12 protein-coding genes, 3 tRNA genes, 3 rRNA genes and 2 pseudogenes are annotated in these 18,472 nt (G+C 42.0%); 16 read left to right on the top strand and 4 right to left on the bottom strand.

The window, feature by feature from the left end; genetic code table 11:
* Window positions 1-71: 71 nt before the first annotated feature.
* The 5 genes from K5J94_RS00195 (at window position 72) to K5J94_RS00175 (ending at window position 5,395) form a co-directional block, all read left to right on the top strand.
* A 16S ribosomal RNA gene (locus tag K5J94_RS00195) occupies window positions 72-1,620 on the top strand.
* Window positions 1,621-1,722: 102 nt separating this feature from the next.
* Window positions 1,723-1,795 (top strand) — tRNA-Ala (locus K5J94_RS00190).
* Between the two features lie 403 nt (window positions 1,796-2,198).
* Window positions 2,199-5,102, top strand: a 23S ribosomal RNA gene (locus K5J94_RS00185).
* A 98-nt stretch (window positions 5,103-5,200) separates the two neighbouring features.
* Window positions 5,201-5,316 (top strand): 5S ribosomal RNA (gene rrf / locus K5J94_RS00180).
* Together the 16S, 23S and 5S rRNA genes with 2 tRNA genes alongside form the textbook arrangement of a ribosomal RNA operon.
* 5 nt (window positions 5,317-5,321) lie before the next feature.
* Window positions 5,322-5,395, top strand: a tRNA-Asn gene (locus tag K5J94_RS00175).
* 141 nt (window positions 5,396-5,536) lie between these two features.
* Here K5J94_RS00175 and K5J94_RS00170 read toward each other — a convergent pair.
* Window positions 5,537-6,790 (bottom strand): annotated as a pseudogene (locus K5J94_RS00170) (ISL3 family transposase).
* Between the two features lie 183 nt (window positions 6,791-6,973).
* On the opposite strand from K5J94_RS00170, the gene K5J94_RS00165 reads away from it, so the two are divergent.
* From K5J94_RS00165 to K5J94_RS00140, 6 genes are all read left to right on the top strand, one after another.
* Window positions 6,974-7,047: transfer RNA gene (locus K5J94_RS00165), tRNA-Arg, on the top strand.
* A 280-nt stretch (window positions 7,048-7,327) separates the two neighbouring features.
* Entirely contained in the window at window positions 7,328-7,798 is a 471-nt protein-coding gene (locus K5J94_RS00160; protein WP_167547773.1) for a sigma-70 family RNA polymerase sigma factor, read from the top strand.
* Window positions 7,799-8,054: 256 nt separating this feature from the next.
* Window positions 8,055-8,807, top strand: a complete 753-nt coding sequence (truA, locus tag K5J94_RS00155; RefSeq protein WP_159546188.1) for a tRNA pseudouridine(38-40) synthase TruA — start codon at window positions 8,055-8,057, stop codon at window positions 8,805-8,807.
* Entirely contained in the window at window positions 8,794-9,552 is a 759-nt protein-coding gene (locus K5J94_RS00150) for a bifunctional hydroxymethylpyrimidine kinase/phosphomethylpyrimidine kinase (protein WP_221913085.1), read from the top strand. The genes truA and K5J94_RS00150 overlap by 14 nt, the downstream gene beginning before the upstream one ends.
* A 9-nt stretch (window positions 9,553-9,561) precedes the next feature.
* A complete protein-coding gene (locus K5J94_RS00145; protein ID WP_159546192.1) occupies window positions 9,562-10,026 on the top strand; it encodes an ECF transporter S component in 465 nt (154 codons plus the stop codon).
* Window positions 10,026-10,592, top strand: coding sequence for a TIGR01440 family protein (locus K5J94_RS00140; protein WP_159565078.1), 567 nt, complete (start codon window positions 10,026-10,028; stop codon window positions 10,590-10,592). Before K5J94_RS00145 ends, K5J94_RS00140 begins: the two co-directional genes overlap by 1 nt.
* A 24-nt stretch (window positions 10,593-10,616) precedes the next feature.
* Here the strand turns inward: K5J94_RS00140 and K5J94_RS00135 are convergent, their stop codons facing one another.
* The gene (locus K5J94_RS00135; protein ID WP_159565080.1) at window positions 10,617-11,456 is read right to left on the bottom strand and encodes a mechanosensitive ion channel family protein; all 840 of its coding nucleotides are present in this window, start codon (window positions 11,454-11,456) and stop codon (window positions 10,617-10,619) included.
* Window positions 11,457-11,635: 179 nt separating this feature from the next.
* Here K5J94_RS00135 and tig point away from each other — a divergent pair, with 179 nt between their 5' ends.
* The 5 genes and pseudogenes from tig (at window position 11,636) to rpsI (ending at window position 16,783) form a co-directional block, all read left to right on the top strand.
* Entirely contained in the window at window positions 11,636-12,919 is a 1,284-nt protein-coding gene (gene tig, locus K5J94_RS00130; protein ID WP_159561777.1) for a trigger factor, read from the top strand.
* 367 nt (window positions 12,920-13,286) lie between these two features.
* Window positions 13,287-13,883, top strand: a complete 597-nt coding sequence (gene rpoE, locus K5J94_RS00125; protein WP_221913083.1) for a DNA-directed RNA polymerase subunit delta — start codon at window positions 13,287-13,289, stop codon at window positions 13,881-13,883.
* A 779-nt stretch (window positions 13,884-14,662) separates the two neighbouring features.
* Window positions 14,663-15,685 (top strand): annotated as a pseudogene (locus tag K5J94_RS00120) (IS30 family transposase).
* 238 nt (window positions 15,686-15,923) lie between these two features.
* Window positions 15,924-16,370: a 50S ribosomal protein L13 gene (rplM, locus tag K5J94_RS00115; RefSeq protein ID WP_159544815.1), complete on the top strand. Its 447-nt coding sequence runs from the start codon at window positions 15,924-15,926 to the stop codon at window positions 16,368-16,370.
* A gap of 20 nt (window positions 16,371-16,390) precedes the next feature.
* Window positions 16,391-16,783: a 30S ribosomal protein S9 gene (rpsI, locus tag K5J94_RS00110; protein WP_159544813.1), complete on the top strand. Its 393-nt coding sequence runs from the start codon at window positions 16,391-16,393 to the stop codon at window positions 16,781-16,783.
* Between the two features lie 109 nt (window positions 16,784-16,892).
* On the opposite strand, the gene K5J94_RS00105 is transcribed toward rpsI, so the two are convergent.
* Together K5J94_RS00105 and K5J94_RS00100 are read right to left on the bottom strand one after the other, a co-directional pair.
* Window positions 16,893-18,110, bottom strand: coding sequence for a tyrosine-type recombinase/integrase (locus K5J94_RS00105; RefSeq protein WP_221913081.1), 1,218 nt, complete (start codon window positions 18,108-18,110; stop codon window positions 16,893-16,895).
* A 12-nt stretch (window positions 18,111-18,122) separates the two neighbouring features.
* The gene (locus K5J94_RS00100; RefSeq protein WP_003103297.1) at window positions 18,123-18,395 is read right to left on the bottom strand and encodes a helix-turn-helix domain-containing protein; all 273 of its coding nucleotides are present in this window, start codon (window positions 18,393-18,395) and stop codon (window positions 18,123-18,125) included.
* Window positions 18,396-18,472 lie beyond the last annotated feature (77 nt).

Genomic DNA, 18,472 nt, shown 5'->3' with positions numbered 1-18,472 from the left:
ATAAGCAGTATAGACTCCGTCAAAGCAAAAATAAATCTGTCAGCGGACAGAAAAGAACGAGTAAGTTCAAACTAAATGAGAGTTTGATCCTGGCTCAGGACGAACGCTGGCGGCGTGCCTAATACATGCAAGTAGAACGCTTTGGACTGGTGCTTGCACTAGTTCAAGGAGTTGCGAACGGGTGAGTAACGCGTAGGTAACCTACCTGATAGCGGGGGATAACTATTGGAAACGATAGCTAATACCGCATAATAGAGTAAGACACATGTTTCACTCTTAAAAGGGGCAACAGCTCCACTATGAGATGGACCTGCGTTGTATTAGCTAGTTGGTGAGGTAAAGGCTCACCAAGGCGACGATACATAGCCGACCTGAGAGGGTGAACGGCCACACTGGGACTGAGACACGGCCCAGACTCCTACGGGAGGCAGCAGTAGGGAATCTTCGGCAATGGACGCAAGTCTGACCGAGCAACGCCGCGTGAGTGAAGAAGGTTTTCGGATCGTAAAGCTCTGTTGTTAGAGAAGAATGGTAATGGGAGTGGAAAATCCATTACGTGACGGTAACTAACCAGAAAGGGACGGCTAACTACGTGCCAGCAGCCGCGGTAATACGTAGGTCCCGAGCGTTGTCCGGATTTATTGGGCGTAAAGCGAGCGCAGGCGGTTTTTTAAGTCTGAAGTTAAAGGCAGTGGCTTAACCATTGTATGCTTTGGAAACTGGAGAACTTGAGTGCAGAAGGGGAGAGTGGAATTCCATGTGTAGCGGTGAAATGCGTAGATATATGGAGGAACACCGGTGGCGAAAGCGGCTCTCTGGTCTGTAACTGACGCTGAGGCTCGAAAGCGTGGGGAGCAAACAGGATTAGATACCCTGGTAGTCCACGCCGTAAACGATGAGTGCTAGGTGTTAGGCCCTTTCCGGGGCTTAGTGCCGGAGCTAACGCATTAAGCACTCCGCCTGGGGAGTACGACCGCAAGGTTGAAACTCAAAGGAATTGACGGGGGCCCGCACAAGCGGTGGAGCATGTGGTTTAATTCGAAGCAACGCGAAGAACCTTACCAGGTCTTGACATCCTTCTGACCGGCCTAGAGATAGGCTTTCCCTTTTGGGCAGAAGTGACAGGTGGTGCATGGTTGTCGTCAGCTCGTGTCGTGAGATGTTGGGTTAAGTCCCGCAACGAGCGCAACCCTTATTGTTAGTTGCCATCATTAAGTTGGGCACTCTAGCGAGACTGCCGGTAATAAACCGGAGGAAGGTGGGGATGACGTCAAATCATCATGCCCCTTATGACCTGGGCTACACACGTGCTACAATGGTTGGTACAACGAGTCGCAAGCCGGTGACGGCAAGCTAATCTCTGAAAGCCAATCTCAGTTCGGATTGTAGGCTGCAACTCGCCTACATGAAGTCGGAATCGCTAGTAATCGCGGATCAGCACGCCGCGGTGAATACGTTCCCGGGCCTTGTACACACCGCCCGTCACACCACGAGAGTTTGTAACACCCGAAGTCGGTGAGGTAACCGTTTAGGAGCCAGCCGCCTAAGGTGGGATAGATGATTGGGGTGAAGTCGTAACAAGGTAGCCGTATCGGAAGGTGCGGCTGGATCACCTCCTTTCTAAGGATAAGGAACTTTTTGGGATTTGTCTTATTTAGTTTTGAGAGGTCTTATAATAGAATAGACACACCACTAATAATGAAACCAGCCGTTTATTAGTCGGGGGCCTTAGCTCAGCTGGGAGAGCGCCTGCTTTGCACGCAGGAGGTCAGCGGTTCGATCCCGCTAGGCTCCATTATCTAGGATACAAAGAGATGTTCGGCTTGCCGAAATTTCTGTAGAAAAATAGGAAACAGACGCTGTGTGCTTGCACACAAGGAAGTTTATCTTTTTTCCTAAGAAATTAATCTCGTGTTCCACTAGATAAATGATATTTGAATACGAACCTAAACTTACTAGAAATAAGTCAAAACCATCTGGTGTCTGAAGACACCTCACTGGTTTGTTCCTTATTTTACGCAAGTTTTACGACAAGTCGTAACGGTTCTTAAAATCATAATAGTCCATTGAAAATTGAATATCTATATCAAATTCCACAATTATGAAAATGATTGTAGAAAAGTAACAAGAAAGAAACCGAAAAAAAGATAAACGCGAACCTATTAAAAAAATAAAGAAGGTCGAAAGACTGGAACTAAGGTTAAGTTAATAAGGGCGCACGGTGGATGCCTTGGCACTAGAAGCCGAAGAAGGACGTGACAAACGACGAAATGCTTTGGGGAGCTGTAAGTAAGCGCTGATCCAGAGATGTCCGAATGGGGGAACCCACTAACTAAAGGTTAGTATCCATAACTGTTAAGGTTATGAGAAGGAAGACGCAGTGAACTGAAACATCTAAGTAGCTGCAGGAAGAGAAAGCAAAAGCGATTGCCAAAGTAGCGGCGAGCGAAAGGGCAAGAGGGCAAACCAAGGAGTTTACTCCTTGGGGTTGTAGGACTGCGACGTGGGATCAGATACTATAGACGAATGACCTGGGAAGGTCAGCCAAAGGGAGTAACAGCCTCGTAGTTGAAATAGTAGATGACTCTAGCAGGATCCTGAGTACGGCGAGACACGCGAAATCTCGTTGGAATCTGGGAGGACCATCTCCCAACCCTAAATACTCTCTAGTGACCGATAGTGAACCAGTACCGTGAGGGAAAGGTGAAAAGCACCCCGGGAGGGGAGTGAAAGAGAACCTGAAACCGTGTGCCTACAAGAAGTTCGAGCCCGTTAATGGGTGAGAGCGTGCCTTTTGTAGAATGAACCGGCGAGTTACGTTTACGTGCGAGGTTAAGTTGAAGAGACGGAGCCGTAGGGAAACCGAGTCTTAATAGGGCGAAATAGTACGTAGATGTAGACCCGAAACCATGTGACCTACCCATGAGCAGGTTGAAGGTGCGGTAAAACGCACTGGAGGACCGAACCAGGGCACGTTGAAAAGTGCTTGGATGACTTGTGGGTAGCGGAGAAATTCCAAACGAACTTGGAGATAGCTGGTTCTCTCCGAAATAGCTTTAGGGCTAGCGTCGAAGTAAGTCTCTTGGAGGTAGAGCACTGTTTGGGTGAGGGGTCCATCCCGGATTACCAATCTCAGATAAACTCCGAATGCCAAGACGATATATTCGGCAGTCAGACTGCGAGTGCTAAGATCCGTAGTCGAAAGGGAAACAGCCCAGACCACCAGCTAAGGTCCCCAAATAATTGTTAAGTGGAAAAGGATGTGGGGTTGCACAGACAACTAGGATGTTAGCTTAGAAGCAGCTATTCATTCAAAGAGTGCGTAATAGCTCACTAGTCGAGTGACCCTGCGCCGAAAATGTACCGGGGCTAAAACAATTTACCGAAGCTGTGGATTACCTTTAGAGGTAATGGTAGGAGAGCGTTCTATGTGTGAAGAAGGTATACCGTGAGGAGTGCTGGAACGCATAGAAGTGAGAATGCCGGTATGAGTAGCGAAAGACAGGTGAGAATCCTGTCCACCGTAAGACTAAGGATTCCAGGGGAAGGCTCGTCCGCCCTGGGTTAGTCGGGACCTAAGGAGAGACCGAAAGGTGTATCCGATGGGCAACAGGTTGATATTCCTGTACTAGTATGTATAGTGAAGGAGGGACGCAGCAGGCTAACTAAAGCGTGCGAGTGGAAGAGCACGTCTAAGCAGTGAGGTGTGAGATGAGTTAAATGCTTATCTCTGTAACATTGAGCTGTGATGGGGAGCGAAATGTAAGTAGCGAAGTTAGTGATGTCACACTGCCAAGAAAAGCTTCTAGCGTTTAACTACATACTACCCGTACCGCAAACCGACACAGGTAGTCGAGGCGAGTAGCCTCAGGTGATCGAGAGAACTCTCGTTAAGGAACTCGGCAAAATGACCCCGTAACTTAGGGAGAAGGGGTGCTGATAGTGATATCAGCCGCAGTGAATAGGCCCAAGCAACTGTTTATCAAAAACACAGCTCTCTGCTAAATCGTAAGATGATGTATAGGGGGTGACGCCTGCCCGGTGCTGGAAGGTTAAGAGGAGGGTTTAGCGCAAGCGACGATCTGAATTGAAGCCCCAGTAAACGGCGGCCGTAACTATAACGGTCCTAAGGTAGCGAAATTCCTTGTCGGGTAAGTTCCGACCCGCACGAAAGGCGTAATGATTTGGGCACTGTCTCAACGAGAGACTCGGTGAAATTTTAGTACCTGTGAAGATGCAGGTTACCCGCGACAGGACGGAAAGACCCCATGGAGCTTTACTGCAGTTTGATATTGAGTATCTGTAGGACATGTACAGGATAGGTAGGAGCCATAGAGAACGGGACGCCAGTTTCGTTGGAGGCGTTGTTGGGATACTACCCTTGTGTTATGGCTACTCTAACCCGGATAGGTTAGCCCTATCGGAGACAGTGTCTGACGGGCAGTTTGACTGGGGCGGTCGCCTCCTAAAGAGTAACGGAGGCGCCCAAAGGTTCCCTCAGACTGGTTGGAAATCAGTCGCAGAGTGTAAAGGTATAAGGGAGCTTGACTGCGAGAGCAACACCTCGAGCAGGGACGAAAGTCGGGCTTAGTGATCCGGTGGTACCGCATGGAAGGGCCATCGCTCAACGGATAAAAGCTACCCTGGGGATAACAGGCTTATCTCCCCCAAGAGTTCACATCGACGGGGAGGTTTGGCACCTCGATGTCGGCTCGTCGCATCCTGGGGCTGTAGTCGGTCCCAAGGGTTGGGCTGTTCGCCCATTAAAGCGGCACGCGAGCTGGGTTCAGAACGTCGTGAGACAGTTCGGTCCCTATCCGTCGCGGGCGAAGGAAATTTGAGAGGATCTGCTCCTAGTACGAGAGGACCAGAGTGGACTTACCGCTGGTGTACCAGTTGTCTTGCCAAAGGCATCGCTGGGTAGCTATGTAGGGAAGGGATAAGCGCTGAAAGCATCTAAGTGCGAAGCCCGCCTCAAGATGAGATTTCCCATGATTTTATATCAGTAAGAGCCCTGAGAGAAGATCAGGTAGATAGGTTAGGAGTGGAAGTGTAGTGATACATGAAGCGGACTAAAACTAATAGCTCGAGGACTTATCCGAGGATAATAGAAAAGTTTATTGACATAGAGGTAGAGTTCTTGTTAAGATAGAGGTATTCAATTTTGAGTGGACGATTAGAAGACAGTTCACCCAAGCAGTTAAGTGACGATAGCCTAGGAGATACACCTGTTTCCATGCCGAACACAGCAGTTAAGCCCTAGAACGCCTGAAGTAGTTGGGGGTTGCCCCCTGTTAGATACGGTAGTTGCTTAGCCATGATCCGCCATAGCTCAGTTGGTAGTAGCGCATGACTGTTAATCATGATGTCGTAGGTTCGAGTCCTACTGGCGGAGTTGAGAGAAGAGAGATTAGGAGGGAACCTTATCTTTTCTTTTTATACTTGTTGGCAAAAGAGAAGACGAAAGCAGTCTTCTTTTTTGTTATAGTTAAAAGCGGCTCATTGTCAACTGTAGTGGGTGACTTATAACTTATAGCTAAGCACGAGAGGAGACGAAATTCGTCTTCTCTTTTACTATGTTCAAAGCGATAAGAATTCTTGTTTTAAAGTTTTCAAAGTTCCGAAAACCAAAGGCATTGCGCTTAATATCTTTGATCAGTTTGTTTGTCGCCTCAAGTTTGGCGTTCGAATGGCAGCTGGATGGCATTAGAGACATATGGTTTGTAGCGAACAAGGGTATGGAGAGCTGTCTTGAAAGTTTGATTGAGGTTGGAGGAAGCCTCTGTTATCAGGTCAAAGAAATGGTCAGGTTTTTCTCTTGCAGGTGGAAAAGCAGGAGCTGATAAAGGTCGTAGTAGCCCTTTAATTCAGGTACCAGCTGGAAGATTTTGGTTAGGCATTCTTTTGGCGTGATTGTTTCTCTAAAAGTTCTTGAATAAAAGCGGTGCAGCGAGAGTTTTCGACTATCTTTCAAGACCAATTTCCAGTAGTACTTCAAGGCTCGGTATTCAAGGGATTTCTTGTCAAACAGCTTCATGAGTTGAATGCGGGTTAGGTTTAAAGCCCGATTCAGGTGCTGGACACTATGGAAACGGTCAAGGACAATCTCAGCCTTTGGGAATAGGATTTTGATGAGGGGAATGTAAGAACCAGACATATCAACAGTAACGATTTTAACGCTGTTTCTAGCCTTTTTAGAGTACCTAAAGAAATGATTGCGAAGGGTTGTTTGCGTCCGATTATCAAGGATGGTGATGATTTTCTTGGTTTCAAAATCCTGAGCGATGAAGGCGAGTTTCCCCTTTCGATAAGCAAATTCGTCAATGGAGAGCACCTCAGGCAGTTGCGAGAAGTCTTCCTTGAAGGAGAACTGCTTGAGTTTTCGATGGACGGTTGATGGAGAAACCGCTAGGTTTTGAGCGATGTGTGTCAGCGCTTGACGGTTGAGCAGACCTTGAGCGACCTTTTGCCTAAGAGGCTCAGAGATTTGGCGGTTCTTTCGCACCAAATTGGTTTCAGAAACAGTAACCTTACGACAGCTTTTGCATTGAAACCGACGTTTTTTAAGCCTGATCAGACTAGGAAAGCCATTGATGTCAAGAAATGGGATTTTCGACGGCTTTTGGAAGTCGTATTTTATCTGTTTTCCACCACAAGTCGGACACTCTTTAGGCTCATAATCCAGCCTTGCATAGAGTTCAATGTGCGTCTTATGTTGAAAAACGTTGTCTAAAGTTATATTTTTATCTTTAATTCCGATTAATTCTGTGGTATTCTTAAGGTGTTCCATATGACACTTTCTAATGAGTTGATTTGTTGCTTTTCATTATAAGTCATATGGAACTTTTTATCTGCATGAAAAAGGCCCATAATCTCCAGAGTGGATTTACCCACTACAGATATTATAGAGCCAGAATTGAAAGAAGGTTTGCATTTTAAGCGAAAAAAGGTTACTATAGAGAGGAAGATAAGAGCACCCTTAGCTCAACTGGATAGAGTACCTGACTACGAATCAGGCGGTTAGAGGTTCGACTCCTCTAGGGTGCAAAAAAGAAGAGAACCCAAGCCTCAGGTTCTTAGATTGAAGACAGCGTCTGTTAGGACTGCTTGCTTCAATCTTTTTTATTTGATCGCAGAAGCGTAAGAGCGCCTATCCTGCTGTGCTTTGAAGATTTCTAAGAGATGTCACTTCTTTATCCTCTGTGTTTTAGAGGGATGGTCTGTAGTCTGCATTTCGAACATGACATCCTTGTCATGTTCTTTTTTAGTGGAAGCTTTTATACTTAAGAAAAAGTAAAAGGATAGGAAGGAGTCGGTAATAACAAGAATGGTAGAGAAGTTATTTGAAGAGGTTAAACCTATTATTCTTAAAAGTCGGCGGAAATATTACATTCAACTTTGGGATCAAGAAGATTGGTTACAGGAGGGTCGGATTATCTTATACCAACTCTTAGCTAGTCACCCGACATTATATGAGGATAGGGGGCGGTTATTAGTGTACTTTAAGACGAAGTTTAATAACTACGTCAAGGATGTGATTAGAGGGCAAGAGTCCCTGAAGCGCCGTTTTCATAAGCTGCCATATGAAGAAATCAGTGAGGTTGGGCATCGATTAGCGAGTGGTAGTCTAGACGTTGGGGAGTCGGTATGTATAAGGGAGCAGCTAAGAGTCCTGAGAGAGGAGCTTAGTGAAGAGGAGGGGGCATTATTAGATAAGTTAGTTAGTGGGGAGCGTTTTCCTGGGCGTTGTGCCTTATTGCGGAAATTAAAGCCTTATTTTATTGATTTTTTAGACTAGGTGGACCTGCTTAACTCTTACTGGCACGGGGAGCGGCACTAACTGAAAATGTTTAACTCTGCTGTAGTTTAAGTCTTAGGTATTAGCCGTCCGTCGTACGTAGATAAGATAATGAGTAACTCTTATTTATAACCGCTCTGCTTTATCACTCATTTTAATCATTTATAAAAGTCTATTTTCTAGTCTGTATTTTTGTCTGGGGACAGATGGGGATGTTTGCGTGGTTCTTTCCTAAATTCCGTGATAAAATAGAACTATGATTAGATATAAAGCAATTCTTGCCTATGATGGGACTCTTTTTTCTGGCTTTCAGCGCCAGCCTCACCATCGAACTGTTCAGGAAGAATTAGAAAAAACCTTGTCAAAACTTGCTGACGGGCAACAGATAATTGTTCATGGTGCTGGTCGTACGGATGCTGGAGTACATGCCTATGGTCAGGTGATTCATTTTGACTTTCCTCTAGAAATGATAGAAGAGAAGTTGCGGTTTGCGCTAGATACACAATCACCTGATGATATTGATGTTGTAAAAATTGAAAAAGTTGATACTTCATTTCATGCTCGCTATATCAAACACTCTAAAACGTATGAGTTTTTAGTGGATAATGGTCGCCCCAAAAATCCGATGATGCGCCATTATGCGACACACTATCCCTATCCTCTTGATTTGGAGCGAATGCAAATGGCAATTCGATTATTAGTGGGAACTCATGATTTTACAGGCTTTACTGCAGCTGGAACCAGTGTAAAAAATAAAGTGCGGACAATTACCTCAGCTACGGTTGATTATGATTGCAATCGCCGCTTGTTTGTTTTTCAGTTTCAGGGCAATGGTTTTTTGTATAAACAAGTTCGAAATATGGTAGGAACGTTATTGAAGATTGGTAACGGCCGAATGCCGATTGAACAAGTTCAAGTTATCTTAGATAGTAAAAATCGCCAATTGGCTGGACCAACACCAGCCGGCAATGGCTTATACCTTAAGGAGATCAAGTATGAAGACGACTAACATTTTGGCAATTTCAGGAAATGATATTTTTTCAGGGGGCGGCTTGTGTGCTGACTTAACAACCTATGCTGTGAATCATATTCATGGATTTGTGGCAGTGAGCTGTTTGACAGCAATGACCGAAAATAGCTTTGAAGTTATTCCGACTGATCCCCAGATATTAAAGCAACAATTGGATAGCTTAAAAGCTGTGAATTTTTCGGCTGTTAAAATAGGGCTTTTGCCAAATATTCAAACGGTACAAGTAGTTTTAGAATTTTTAAGCAAAATGCCAAGCTGCCCTATCGTTTTAGATCCAGTACTTGTTTGTAAGGAGAAACATGATTTAGAAGTTAGCCAGTTAGGACAGGAATTAGTCTCTCTTTTCCCATATGCAAGCCTTGTTACACCAAATTTAGTTGAGGCACAATTATTAACAGGACTTACGATTAACAACCTTGACCAGATGAAAGAAGCAGCTATAAAGCTTAACCAAATGGGTGCCAAACACGTGGTTATTAAGGGTGGTAACCGGCTTGAGCAAGATCAGGCCATTGATCTTTATTATGATGGTCAACAATTTTCCACATATACGAATCCAGTGCTTAATGGTAATAATGCCGGAGCAGGTTGTACCTTTGCTTCAAGCATAGCCAGTCGTTTGGCTTTGGGTGATTCCAAGGAAAAGGCTATTGCAGCCTCAAAAGATTTTGTTTACCAAGCAATCAAAAATGCAGATCAATATGGAGTAGTTCAATATTTTTAGGAGACAATGATGAGAAAAGCAGAAACAAGTCGTTTAATTCAACTAGCCATTATTACCGCCTTATCAGTAGTTTTAGGTATGGTTATTAGTATTCCTACTCCAACAGGCTTTTTGACTTTTTTGGATGCAGGGATTTACTTTGCAGCTTTCTATTTTGGCAAGAAAGAGGGTGCTATTGTTGGTGCCTTGGCTGGATTTTTAATTGATCTTTTAAAGGGTTATCCCAATTGGATGTTTTTTAGTTTGATAATTCATGGTGGTCAAGGCTTTTTAGCAGGCTTACCTGGTAGGAAACGCCTGATAGGGTTAATTGGTGCAACTAGCTTTATGGTGATTGGCTATGCAGTAGTAGGTGGTTGCATGTATGGCTGGGGGTCCGTTTTTTCAAGTATTCCAGGAAACATTCTTCAAAATATGGCTGGCATGGCCACGGGTTATATTCTTAAACAGGCAATAGAAAGAGTAAGAAGTTAATGATTGACTTGGAGTATTTACAAGAAGAAACTAGAAAGATTGTTGTTGACATTATTGAACGCAGTGGTATTAAGTCGGGTCAAATCTTTGTTCTAGGTTTGTCTTCTAGTGAAGTTAGGGGAGGCTTGATTGGACAAAATTCAAGTCTTGAGATAGGTGAACTGATAGTAGAAGTTATTCTCCACGAACTTAGTAGTCGAGGTATTTATCTAGCTGTTCAAGGTTGTGAGCATATTAATCGTGCTTTAGTGGTTGAAGCAGAGTTGGCTGAAAGCAGAGGCTTAGAAATTGTAAATGTTTTACCTAGTATTCATGCGGGAGGAAGTGGGCAACTAGCTGCCTTTAAATTGATGAAAAGTCCTGTTGAGGTAGAAGAAATTGTTGCTCAGGCAGGACTTGATATTGGAGATACTTCAATTGGTATGCATATTAAGCGGGTGCAGGTTCCATTGGTGCCTGTTAAGCGAGAACTCGGTAAGGCACATGTGACAGCCCTAGCTAGTCGTCCTAAATTGATTGGTGGTGCTAGGGCTCGCTATACTGCGGATGCGATTCGAAAAAATTAAAAGAGCTTCCACAGAAAAGGAGCTCTATACTTGAGGTGTAAGGTTAGTTGTAGTTGGTAAGGGAATTCCTGCATTCAAAATAGCTTCTTGGTAAAGGCGGTAGAAGGTGTGGTAAATCAGGTATTGTTGGCCATTTTTGGTATAGATGGTAATACGAAATGAAAATTGACCGTTTGCATTTAGCTGAGGTCCCATAATATTTGGCTGACCAATAATCTCGGGGTGGTTTGCAACTTCTTTTTGATTGACGTCTTCAATAATTTTAGTGACGAGGTTTAAGTCAGTCGTGGCATAGAGTGGAATTTCAATCAGTGCGCGCATGTCGCCTCGAGAGAGATTACTGACAATTGTGATGTTACGATTTGGGATATAATGCAAGGTGCCATCAAACCCTTTAACCTGTGTTGTTCTGATTCCTACACTAATAATGGTTCCATTGATGTCTGCTAATGTAACGGTATCACCCACTTCAAATTGATTTTCAAAGAGAATAAAAAATCCGTTGATAACATCTGACAAGAAGCCCTGTGCACCTAAACCAATAGCAACTCCAGCAATTCCGGCTCCAGCTAGTAGACTTGAAACTGGTATAGAGAGTAGACTTAATACCCAATAAATTAATAAAAAATATAAAACATAATTAATCAGATTATAGAGTAATTTTGAGAGTGTCTTCCTGCGTGCAGCTGTTTGCCTTGAAAAAGGGAGGGATTTTTCAACTGCCTTTTCAAAAAGGTAATTAACAACGCTTTTTAATAGGGAAAAGAAAATTAAAAGAAGTACTAGTGAGACTGCTTTTTCTAAGAGAGTAAGGAGTATATTTTCAAGTTTAAGCTTGTTAAAATAGTTCAAGATAAAAGTCATATTTAATCCTTTCCTTCAGTAGTGTAACAAAAATTACTCTAAAAATAAACCAGAGGAAGGCACATGAAATCCAAGCAAAGCCTACTATGACTGGGGAATAATACACAAAAGACTTTTAAATAGTGTCTGATTATGATAGAATGAACTGTATCTAAATTATTTTAAGGAGAAATGACTTCATGTCTACATCATTTGAAGAAAAAGCCACCAACCGTGGTGTTATTACATTTACAATCGATCAAGAAAAAATTAAACCAGCTCTTGATCAAGCTTTTAACAAAGTCAAAAAAGATATTAATGTTCCAGGATTCCGTAAAGGTCATATTCCTCGTCCCCTTTTCAATCAAAAGTTTGGTGAAGAAGTGCTTTATGAAGACGCTTTAAATATTATCTTACCTGATGCGTATGAAGCTGCGGTTTCTGAGCTTGATTTAGATATTGTTGCTCAACCTAAAATTGATGTTGCCTCAATGGAGAAGGGCAAGGACTGGGAAATTACAGCTGAAGTTGTTACAAAACCTGAAGTTAAATTAGGTGATTATAAAAACTTAGTGGTTGAAGTTGAAGCAACTAAAGAAGTTACAGACGAAGAAGTAGATGCTAAAGTAGAACATGAACGTCAAAATCTAGCTGAACTTGTTGTCAAAGAAGATGCAGCAGCTGAAGGGGATACTGTTGTTATTGACTTTGTTGGCTCAGTTGATGGTGTGGAATTTGACGGTGGTAAGGGTGAGAATTTCTCTCTTGAATTAGGTTCTGGTCAATTCATTCCTGGCTTTGAAGAACAGTTGGTTGGTTCAAAAGCCGGTGACACTGTAAATGTTGAGGTAACCTTCCCAGAAGATTATCAGGCAGAAGATCTAGCTGGTAAAGCAGCGCTATTTGTAACAACAATTCATGAAGTAAAAGCTAAAGAAGTTCCAGAATTGGATGACGAACTCGCAAAAGATATTGATGAAGAAGTTGAAACTTTAGCAGATTTGAAAGCGAAGTATCGTAAAGATCTAGAAGCTGAAAAAGAAATTGCTTATGATGATGCAGTTGAAAGCGCAGCAATTGAATTAGCTGTTGCCAACGCAGAAATTGTTGAGTTACCTGAAGAAATGATTCATGAAGAAGTTCATCGTTCAATGAATGAATTTATGGGGAACATGCAACGTCAAGGTATTTCTCCAGAAATGTACTACCAATTAACTGGTACTACAGAAGAAGATCTTCACAAGCAACACGAAGGGCAAGCAGATAATCGGGTGAAAACGAACCTTATTATTGAAGCTATTGCTAAGGCAGAAGGCTTTGAAGTTTCTAAAGAAGATATTGAAAATGAAGTCAACGACCTTGCTGCGGAGTACAATTTACCAGTTGAACAGGTACGTTCATTATTATCAGAAGATATGTTGAAGCATGACATTGCTATGAAAAAAGCTGTAGAAGTTATTACAGAGACAGCAACTGTAAAATAAGGTTGTATGGTCCGATGTAATGGGTAAATGAAAAGCTGGGATCAAGAGGGAAACAATTTGGTTTATTCTTGTACTAAATGTTAAGTTATCCATTTTTAGTCGGCAAAATACCAAAATAGACATCCTTTAGCGAGTTACGCAAAGCTGAAATCAATCATTTCAGCTTTTTTACTTAGCAAACGAAATGCTTGTGATGGGTGAGTGAATGGTAAAAATGGATTAAAAAGCGACCACTTGCCTTAAACTACCCTCAAATAGTTTACAGGCCATACAAATCGTGCCTTTGAGAACGCAAGCAATAAATATTTTGACGAAATAATAAAATTAGCGTAAAATAGTAGGGAATGATATAATAAGGAGAATAGCCTTGAAATTAGACGTATTTGCGGGACAAGAAAAAAGTGAACTATCCATGATTGAGGTGGCACGTGCTATTTTAGAACAACGTGGCCGTGACAACGAAATGTATTTTAGTGATCTTGTCAATGATATTCAAACCTATTTAGGAAAATCTGACGCGGATATTCGTCAAGCGCTTCCGTTTTTCTATACAGACTTAAATACTGATGGAAGCTTTATTCCATTAGGTGATAATAAATGGGGCCTTCGTTCTTGGTATGCGATTGATGAAATTGATGAGGAAATCATTACGCTTGAAGATGAAGAAGATGGCGGCTCAAAACGTAAAAACCATCGGGTCAACGCTTTTATGGATGGTGACGAAGATGCAATTGATTATAACGACGATGATCCAGAAGATGAAGATTTCACAGAAAAATCAGCGGAAGTTGAGTACGATGAAGAAGATCCTGACGATGAAAAGTCAGAGGTTGAATCGTATGACTCTGAATTAAATGAAATCATTCCAGAAGATGATCTAGAAGAAGTTGATATCAATGAAGAAGATGAGGATGATGAAGAGGAAGATGAAGAAGAGGACGAGGAGGTAGAAGACAATCAATAGGTTCTCAGTCATTCCGCTAACTTGGTTGCAGTTCTAATCTAGCAGAAGTTAGTGTTAGGTTAGGACTGTAATACAATAAATCAAAAACAGCGAGGGCTCGTTTGAGGCGACATTTCGCTGTTTTTGGTTTTGGTATCGGTTGTGGCAGCAGGCGCCGATTCTTTAGTTTGTTTGGCTAAGTTTACCTGTTTTTAGTTTTGGCTGATTATCGGCTCGGCTTATTGTTGACTTGTAGAGGATGATTGATAGCTAAAGCAAGCGAGGGGAGACAAGGTTTGTCTTCTCTTTTGTTATAGTCAAAGTGATGAAGAGTTTGGTTTTTAAGGCTCCGAGGCTTAAAAAGCTCAAATCAGTCCCGCTTAATGTCTGTGATTAGTTTGTTTGGTTGCTTGTAGCTTAGCATTAGAATAAGAGCTTGATAATTCCTGCCCCTCCCTCTGCGCTGCGTTGTGGTGGTGCTCTACCCACTACAGCAACTAGAAAGCAGAGCCCTCTGTGACTTGACTTTCATCAACTGTTTGAGCTCTAAAGACGACAAACGAGCAATCTAGTGTGCAGGTTTTTCAGGTTACATTTCGAAGTGGGGGTAATGAGTCGGGCATACTTTTGACAGAAATATCTCAGACTTAATGATGATATTGGTTTGAAAGATAAAAGAGAATTTATTTTGGAAAGTAGCAGCAAGTGCTAAACCCGCGTTGTAAAATGAAGTGCAACAAAAAAGACATGTTCGTCTGATATACTAGAATTCCCCAATTCAGTATGGAAAGCAGATGAACATGTCCAACATTAATTCTACCAGAAAATCATCCTATTCTCATCTTTCAGCCACAGAACGGGGTGAAATTGCTGCTTATCTCAAAATGGGAAAGAAACCCGTTGAGATTGCTCGACTCCTGGGTCGTCACCGTTCTACAATCTGCCGAGAAATAAAACGTGGTTCAGTAGATCAGGTAAAGGATAAGAACGGAAAACAAACCTTCTTCAACACCTATTTCGCTGATAGTGGGCAACGTGTCTATGAAACCAATCGTCAAAAGAGTTCTTATCTCAAGTTGAATGACTGCTCCGCTAGGTTCATTGAACAATTAGAATCTGCCTTGACGGCTAACATTCGTCTCCATAGTGTAGATAGTTTTGTTCAGACTTACAAAGTGAACCACCCTGAAGAAGTCGTCCCCTCTACCAAAACGATTTATCGTTATATCAAAGAGGGGGGTGTTAGCTATTAAACCAATCGATTTGCCTAAGATGGTTAGTATCAGAAAACGTTCTAAGAAAGTCATGAAGACGAATAAGAAGACTTTAGGTAAATCTATCGAAGAACGTCCAGAATATATCAATGATCGTTCTGAATTTGGGCATTGGGAGATTGATTTGGTTCTCGGCAAGAAAACCAAAGGTGAAGCTGTTATGTTGACTTTGGTAGAGCGCCAGACACGCTATGCACTAGGAGTTAAGCTAGAAGACAAGCAGTCCCAAACCATTAACTGTGCTGTCACGCATCTCATCAGCCAGTATCCTATTGCATCCATCACAGCGGATAATGGTTCTGAGTTTAGCTTACTCTCAAACTTAGAAGCTGTTGACGTTTACTTTGCCATCCCTATTCTTCACACGAGAGAGGAACAAACGAGAACTTCAATGGCCTCCTCAGAGAATATGTCCCTAAAGGAGTCTTACTTAATCCACTAACCTCTGAAGAACTTGACAGTTATATTACTGCCATCAATGAGCGCCCAAGACGACTTCTTCAATATCAATCCTCAAAATTCCTGTTTGAGCTATCCCGAACAGCTTAACCTCTGGAACTCTAGTTATCTATGAACTGGTTGCACTTGACTTGACAACTTGCAAGCAAGTGCTAAACGTGAAAAATAAGTCTAAAAAACTTGACTTTAATAGCTATATTTTGGTATGATAAAAGACGGTATTGTTTACCCCATTTGTAAGGCCCCGGAACCTTCCAAATATCTTTGCGTGGGACGGAACACCCACCATTACTGTAAACAAATATTACGAATTCGTATAGGAGAAATCATGAACAAAACAACTTTCATGGCTAAGCCAGGCCAAGTTGAACGTAAATGGTACATTGTTGACGCCACTGATGTACCACTTGGGCGTCTTTCTGCAGTAGTTGCTAGCGTACTTCGCGGAAAAAACAAACCAACTTTTACACCACACACTGACACAGGTGATTTTGTCATTGTTATCAATGCTGAAAAAGTTAAATTAACTGGTAAAAAAGCAAGTGATAAAATCTACTACACTCACTCTATGTATCCAGGTGGATTGAAATCAATCTCAGCAGGTGAATTACGCTCTAAAAACGCAGTTCGCTTGATTGAAAAATCAGTTAAAGGCATGCTTCCACACAACACTCTTGGACGTGCACAAGGCATGAAATTAAAAGTCTTCGTTGGTTCAGAGCATACACATGCAGCACAACAACCAGAAGTACTTGACATTTCAGGACTTATCTAAGAGGAAAGGAGCATTAAATAATGGCACAAGCACAATATGCAGGTACTGGCCGTCGTAAAAACGCTGTAGCACGCGTTCGTTTGGTTCCAGGTACTGGTAAAATCACAGTAAACAACAAGGATGTTGAAGAATACATTCCACATGCTGACTTACGCCTTGTTATTAACCAACCATTTGCAGTTACCTCAACTGAAGGTTCATACGATGTATTTGTTAATGTTGTAGGTGGTGGTTACGGCGGACAATCAGGTGCGATTCGTCATGGTATCGCGCGTGCGCTTCTCCAAGTTGATCCAGACTTCCGCGATTCATTGAAACGCGCTGGCCTTCTTACACGTGACGCACGTATGGTTGAACGTAAAAAACCTGGTCTTAAGAAAGCTCGTAAAGCTTCACAATTCTCAAAACGTTAATTATCTGCGATATATCAACGTTTCAAGACATTCAAGATTTTTATCTTGGGTGTCTTTTTTTACTCAAAAATCAAAAGTTTCCACCAAAATTTCCACCATATTCCCACCTTTACTTTTTGAGGTGCCTATATGCAGTCTCTCCAGCTGTCTGGGAAACGGTACTCGTGGTATTGATATAAGTTTTCGTGATTGACTGGTCGCTATGGGTCAATGCCTCCGAAATCTCTTCTAGTGAGCGACCTGCTTTTTTGGCTAGTGTGGCTCCAGTATGCCTAAGTTTATGTGGCGTTGCAGGAGCTAATTCAGGATGTCGTCTTTTAATAGAGTTCATGCGATAATTGAGGTAATCAATATGCAAGACAACGTTTATATTGTTTTGTCTATCGTTGTAGGTAAATACAAACTGATTCTTTGTTTGCTTGATACCAAATTGTTTTAGTTCTTCCCGTTGCAAATCTTTCCATTTTTGCAATAATTCCATCAGTTCAGTAGGAGCATTGAATAATGTGCGCTTACCTCCCTTTGTTGCTTTCACATTTCCAAAGCGGTCTAAGGCATTTTCGATTAGGATTTCGTTGTTTTTGAAGTTTATATGCTTCCATTGAAGAGCATAAGATTCAGACTTTCTATCGGACAGAAAAAAAGTAGTATAGAATAGGACATAATCCTTGAATTCTAAAAGACCTTTTTCTAAATCATCGTCAAAGGCCTGCAACCAAAAGAGCAATTCATCTTCATCTAACGCTAAGTCTTCTTCACGTTTACTCTCTTTTAGTATTTGTTTTTTAGTTGCTTTAATGCGACTAATCGTTTTGTGTAGTCGATTGACTGGGATGTATTCCAGCTCTTCCGCCCAGTCAAAAACAGAGTTAATGTATCCACGGAGAGCCTTGAAATTTGCATAGCTATTTGCTTTCGGTGTCAGTAATGACATAACCAGTTGTTTGTTTTCGTTGAGATGACTCAAAGAGTATTTACCTAGAATTGGTAAGATATGTAGTCTAAAGAGATTTTCGGTTTGAAAGATTGTTGCTGCTGTAGGAGGCTTATTCGTATTAGTTGTTTGCCCGGCTTTATAGGGCTCAAGCCAGACCTCCTCATAGAAATGAGAAAAGAGAATATCTTCTTTTTTGAGAGGTTGTTGAAAGTGTTTATTGTGTCTAGCTTTCTCAATGTCTACAGATAGCTTTAATTCAGCTTCTTTAGCCTCACGTCTTGTCTTAAATCGTTTCTCATATAACTTACCTAGTCCAAGTTTTGCTTGGGTGTCTTCTGGAATATAAACCCTAAGCTGATAGGTACCATTTTTAGTTTTCTTTATTGACATAGGTATTCCTTTCTAGGCAGAGATTTCAAGTCTTGCCATCCAATGATTGACGCTTTCCTTATTGAATCGTATGGATTTACCAATTTTGATATATGGTAAGCCCATAGAAATCCATAGGTCAAGAGTGTTATTAGAAATCCCTAAATAATCACAGGCTTGTCGTTTATTTAAAAAAGGAGAATCAGCACCAACTGATTCTCTTGCATTTTTAACTTCGGATTTGATTAACTCTCCAATCATGTGTTGGATTTCAAGAGTTTGTTCTTCTGCTAAAATAACTTGCATGGTCATTTCCTCCTATACGTAGTATTTAATAAAAACGAAAACAAGCCCATTTATGAGCTTGCTTCCAAGGAGATTAT

This window comes from Streptococcus halichoeri, from assembly GCF_019774635.1.
Lineage (GTDB): Bacteria > Bacillota > Bacilli > Lactobacillales > Streptococcaceae > Streptococcus > Streptococcus halichoeri.
The sequence above is the reverse complement of the archived record's forward strand: the minus strand, read 5'-3'. Positions and strand labels throughout refer to the sequence as shown.

Excerpts from the sequence above, each read along its gene's own strand:
- K5J94_RS00160 (WP_167547773.1), top strand. The coding sequence starts at position 7,328 with ATGGTAGAGAAGTTATTTGAAGAGGTTAAACCTATTATTCTTAAAAGT.
- truA (WP_159546188.1), top strand. The coding sequence starts at position 8,055 with ATGATTAGATATAAAGCAATTCTTGCCTATGATGGGACTCTTTTTTCT.
- K5J94_RS00150 (WP_221913085.1), top strand. The coding sequence starts at position 8,794 with ATGAAGACGACTAACATTTTGGCAATTTCAGGAAATGATATTTTTTCA.
- K5J94_RS00145 (WP_159546192.1), top strand. The coding sequence starts at position 9,562 with ATGAGAAAAGCAGAAACAAGTCGTTTAATTCAACTAGCCATTATTACC.
- K5J94_RS00140 (WP_159565078.1), top strand. The coding sequence starts at position 10,026 with ATGATTGACTTGGAGTATTTACAAGAAGAAACTAGAAAGATTGTTGTT.
- K5J94_RS00135 (WP_159565080.1), bottom strand. The coding sequence starts at position 11,456 with ATGACTTTTATCTTGAACTATTTTAACAAGCTTAAACTTGAAAATATA.
- tig (WP_159561777.1), top strand. The coding sequence starts at position 11,636 with ATGTCTACATCATTTGAAGAAAAAGCCACCAACCGTGGTGTTATTACA.
- rplM (WP_159544815.1), top strand. The coding sequence starts at position 15,924 with ATGAACAAAACAACTTTCATGGCTAAGCCAGGCCAAGTTGAACGTAAA.
- rpsI (WP_159544813.1), top strand. The coding sequence starts at position 16,391 with ATGGCACAAGCACAATATGCAGGTACTGGCCGTCGTAAAAACGCTGTA.
- K5J94_RS00105 (WP_221913081.1), bottom strand. The coding sequence starts at position 18,110 with ATGTCAATAAAGAAAACTAAAAATGGTACCTATCAGCTTAGGGTTTAT.
- K5J94_RS00100 (WP_003103297.1), bottom strand. The coding sequence starts at position 18,395 with ATGCAAGTTATTTTAGCAGAAGAACAAACTCTTGAAATCCAACACATG.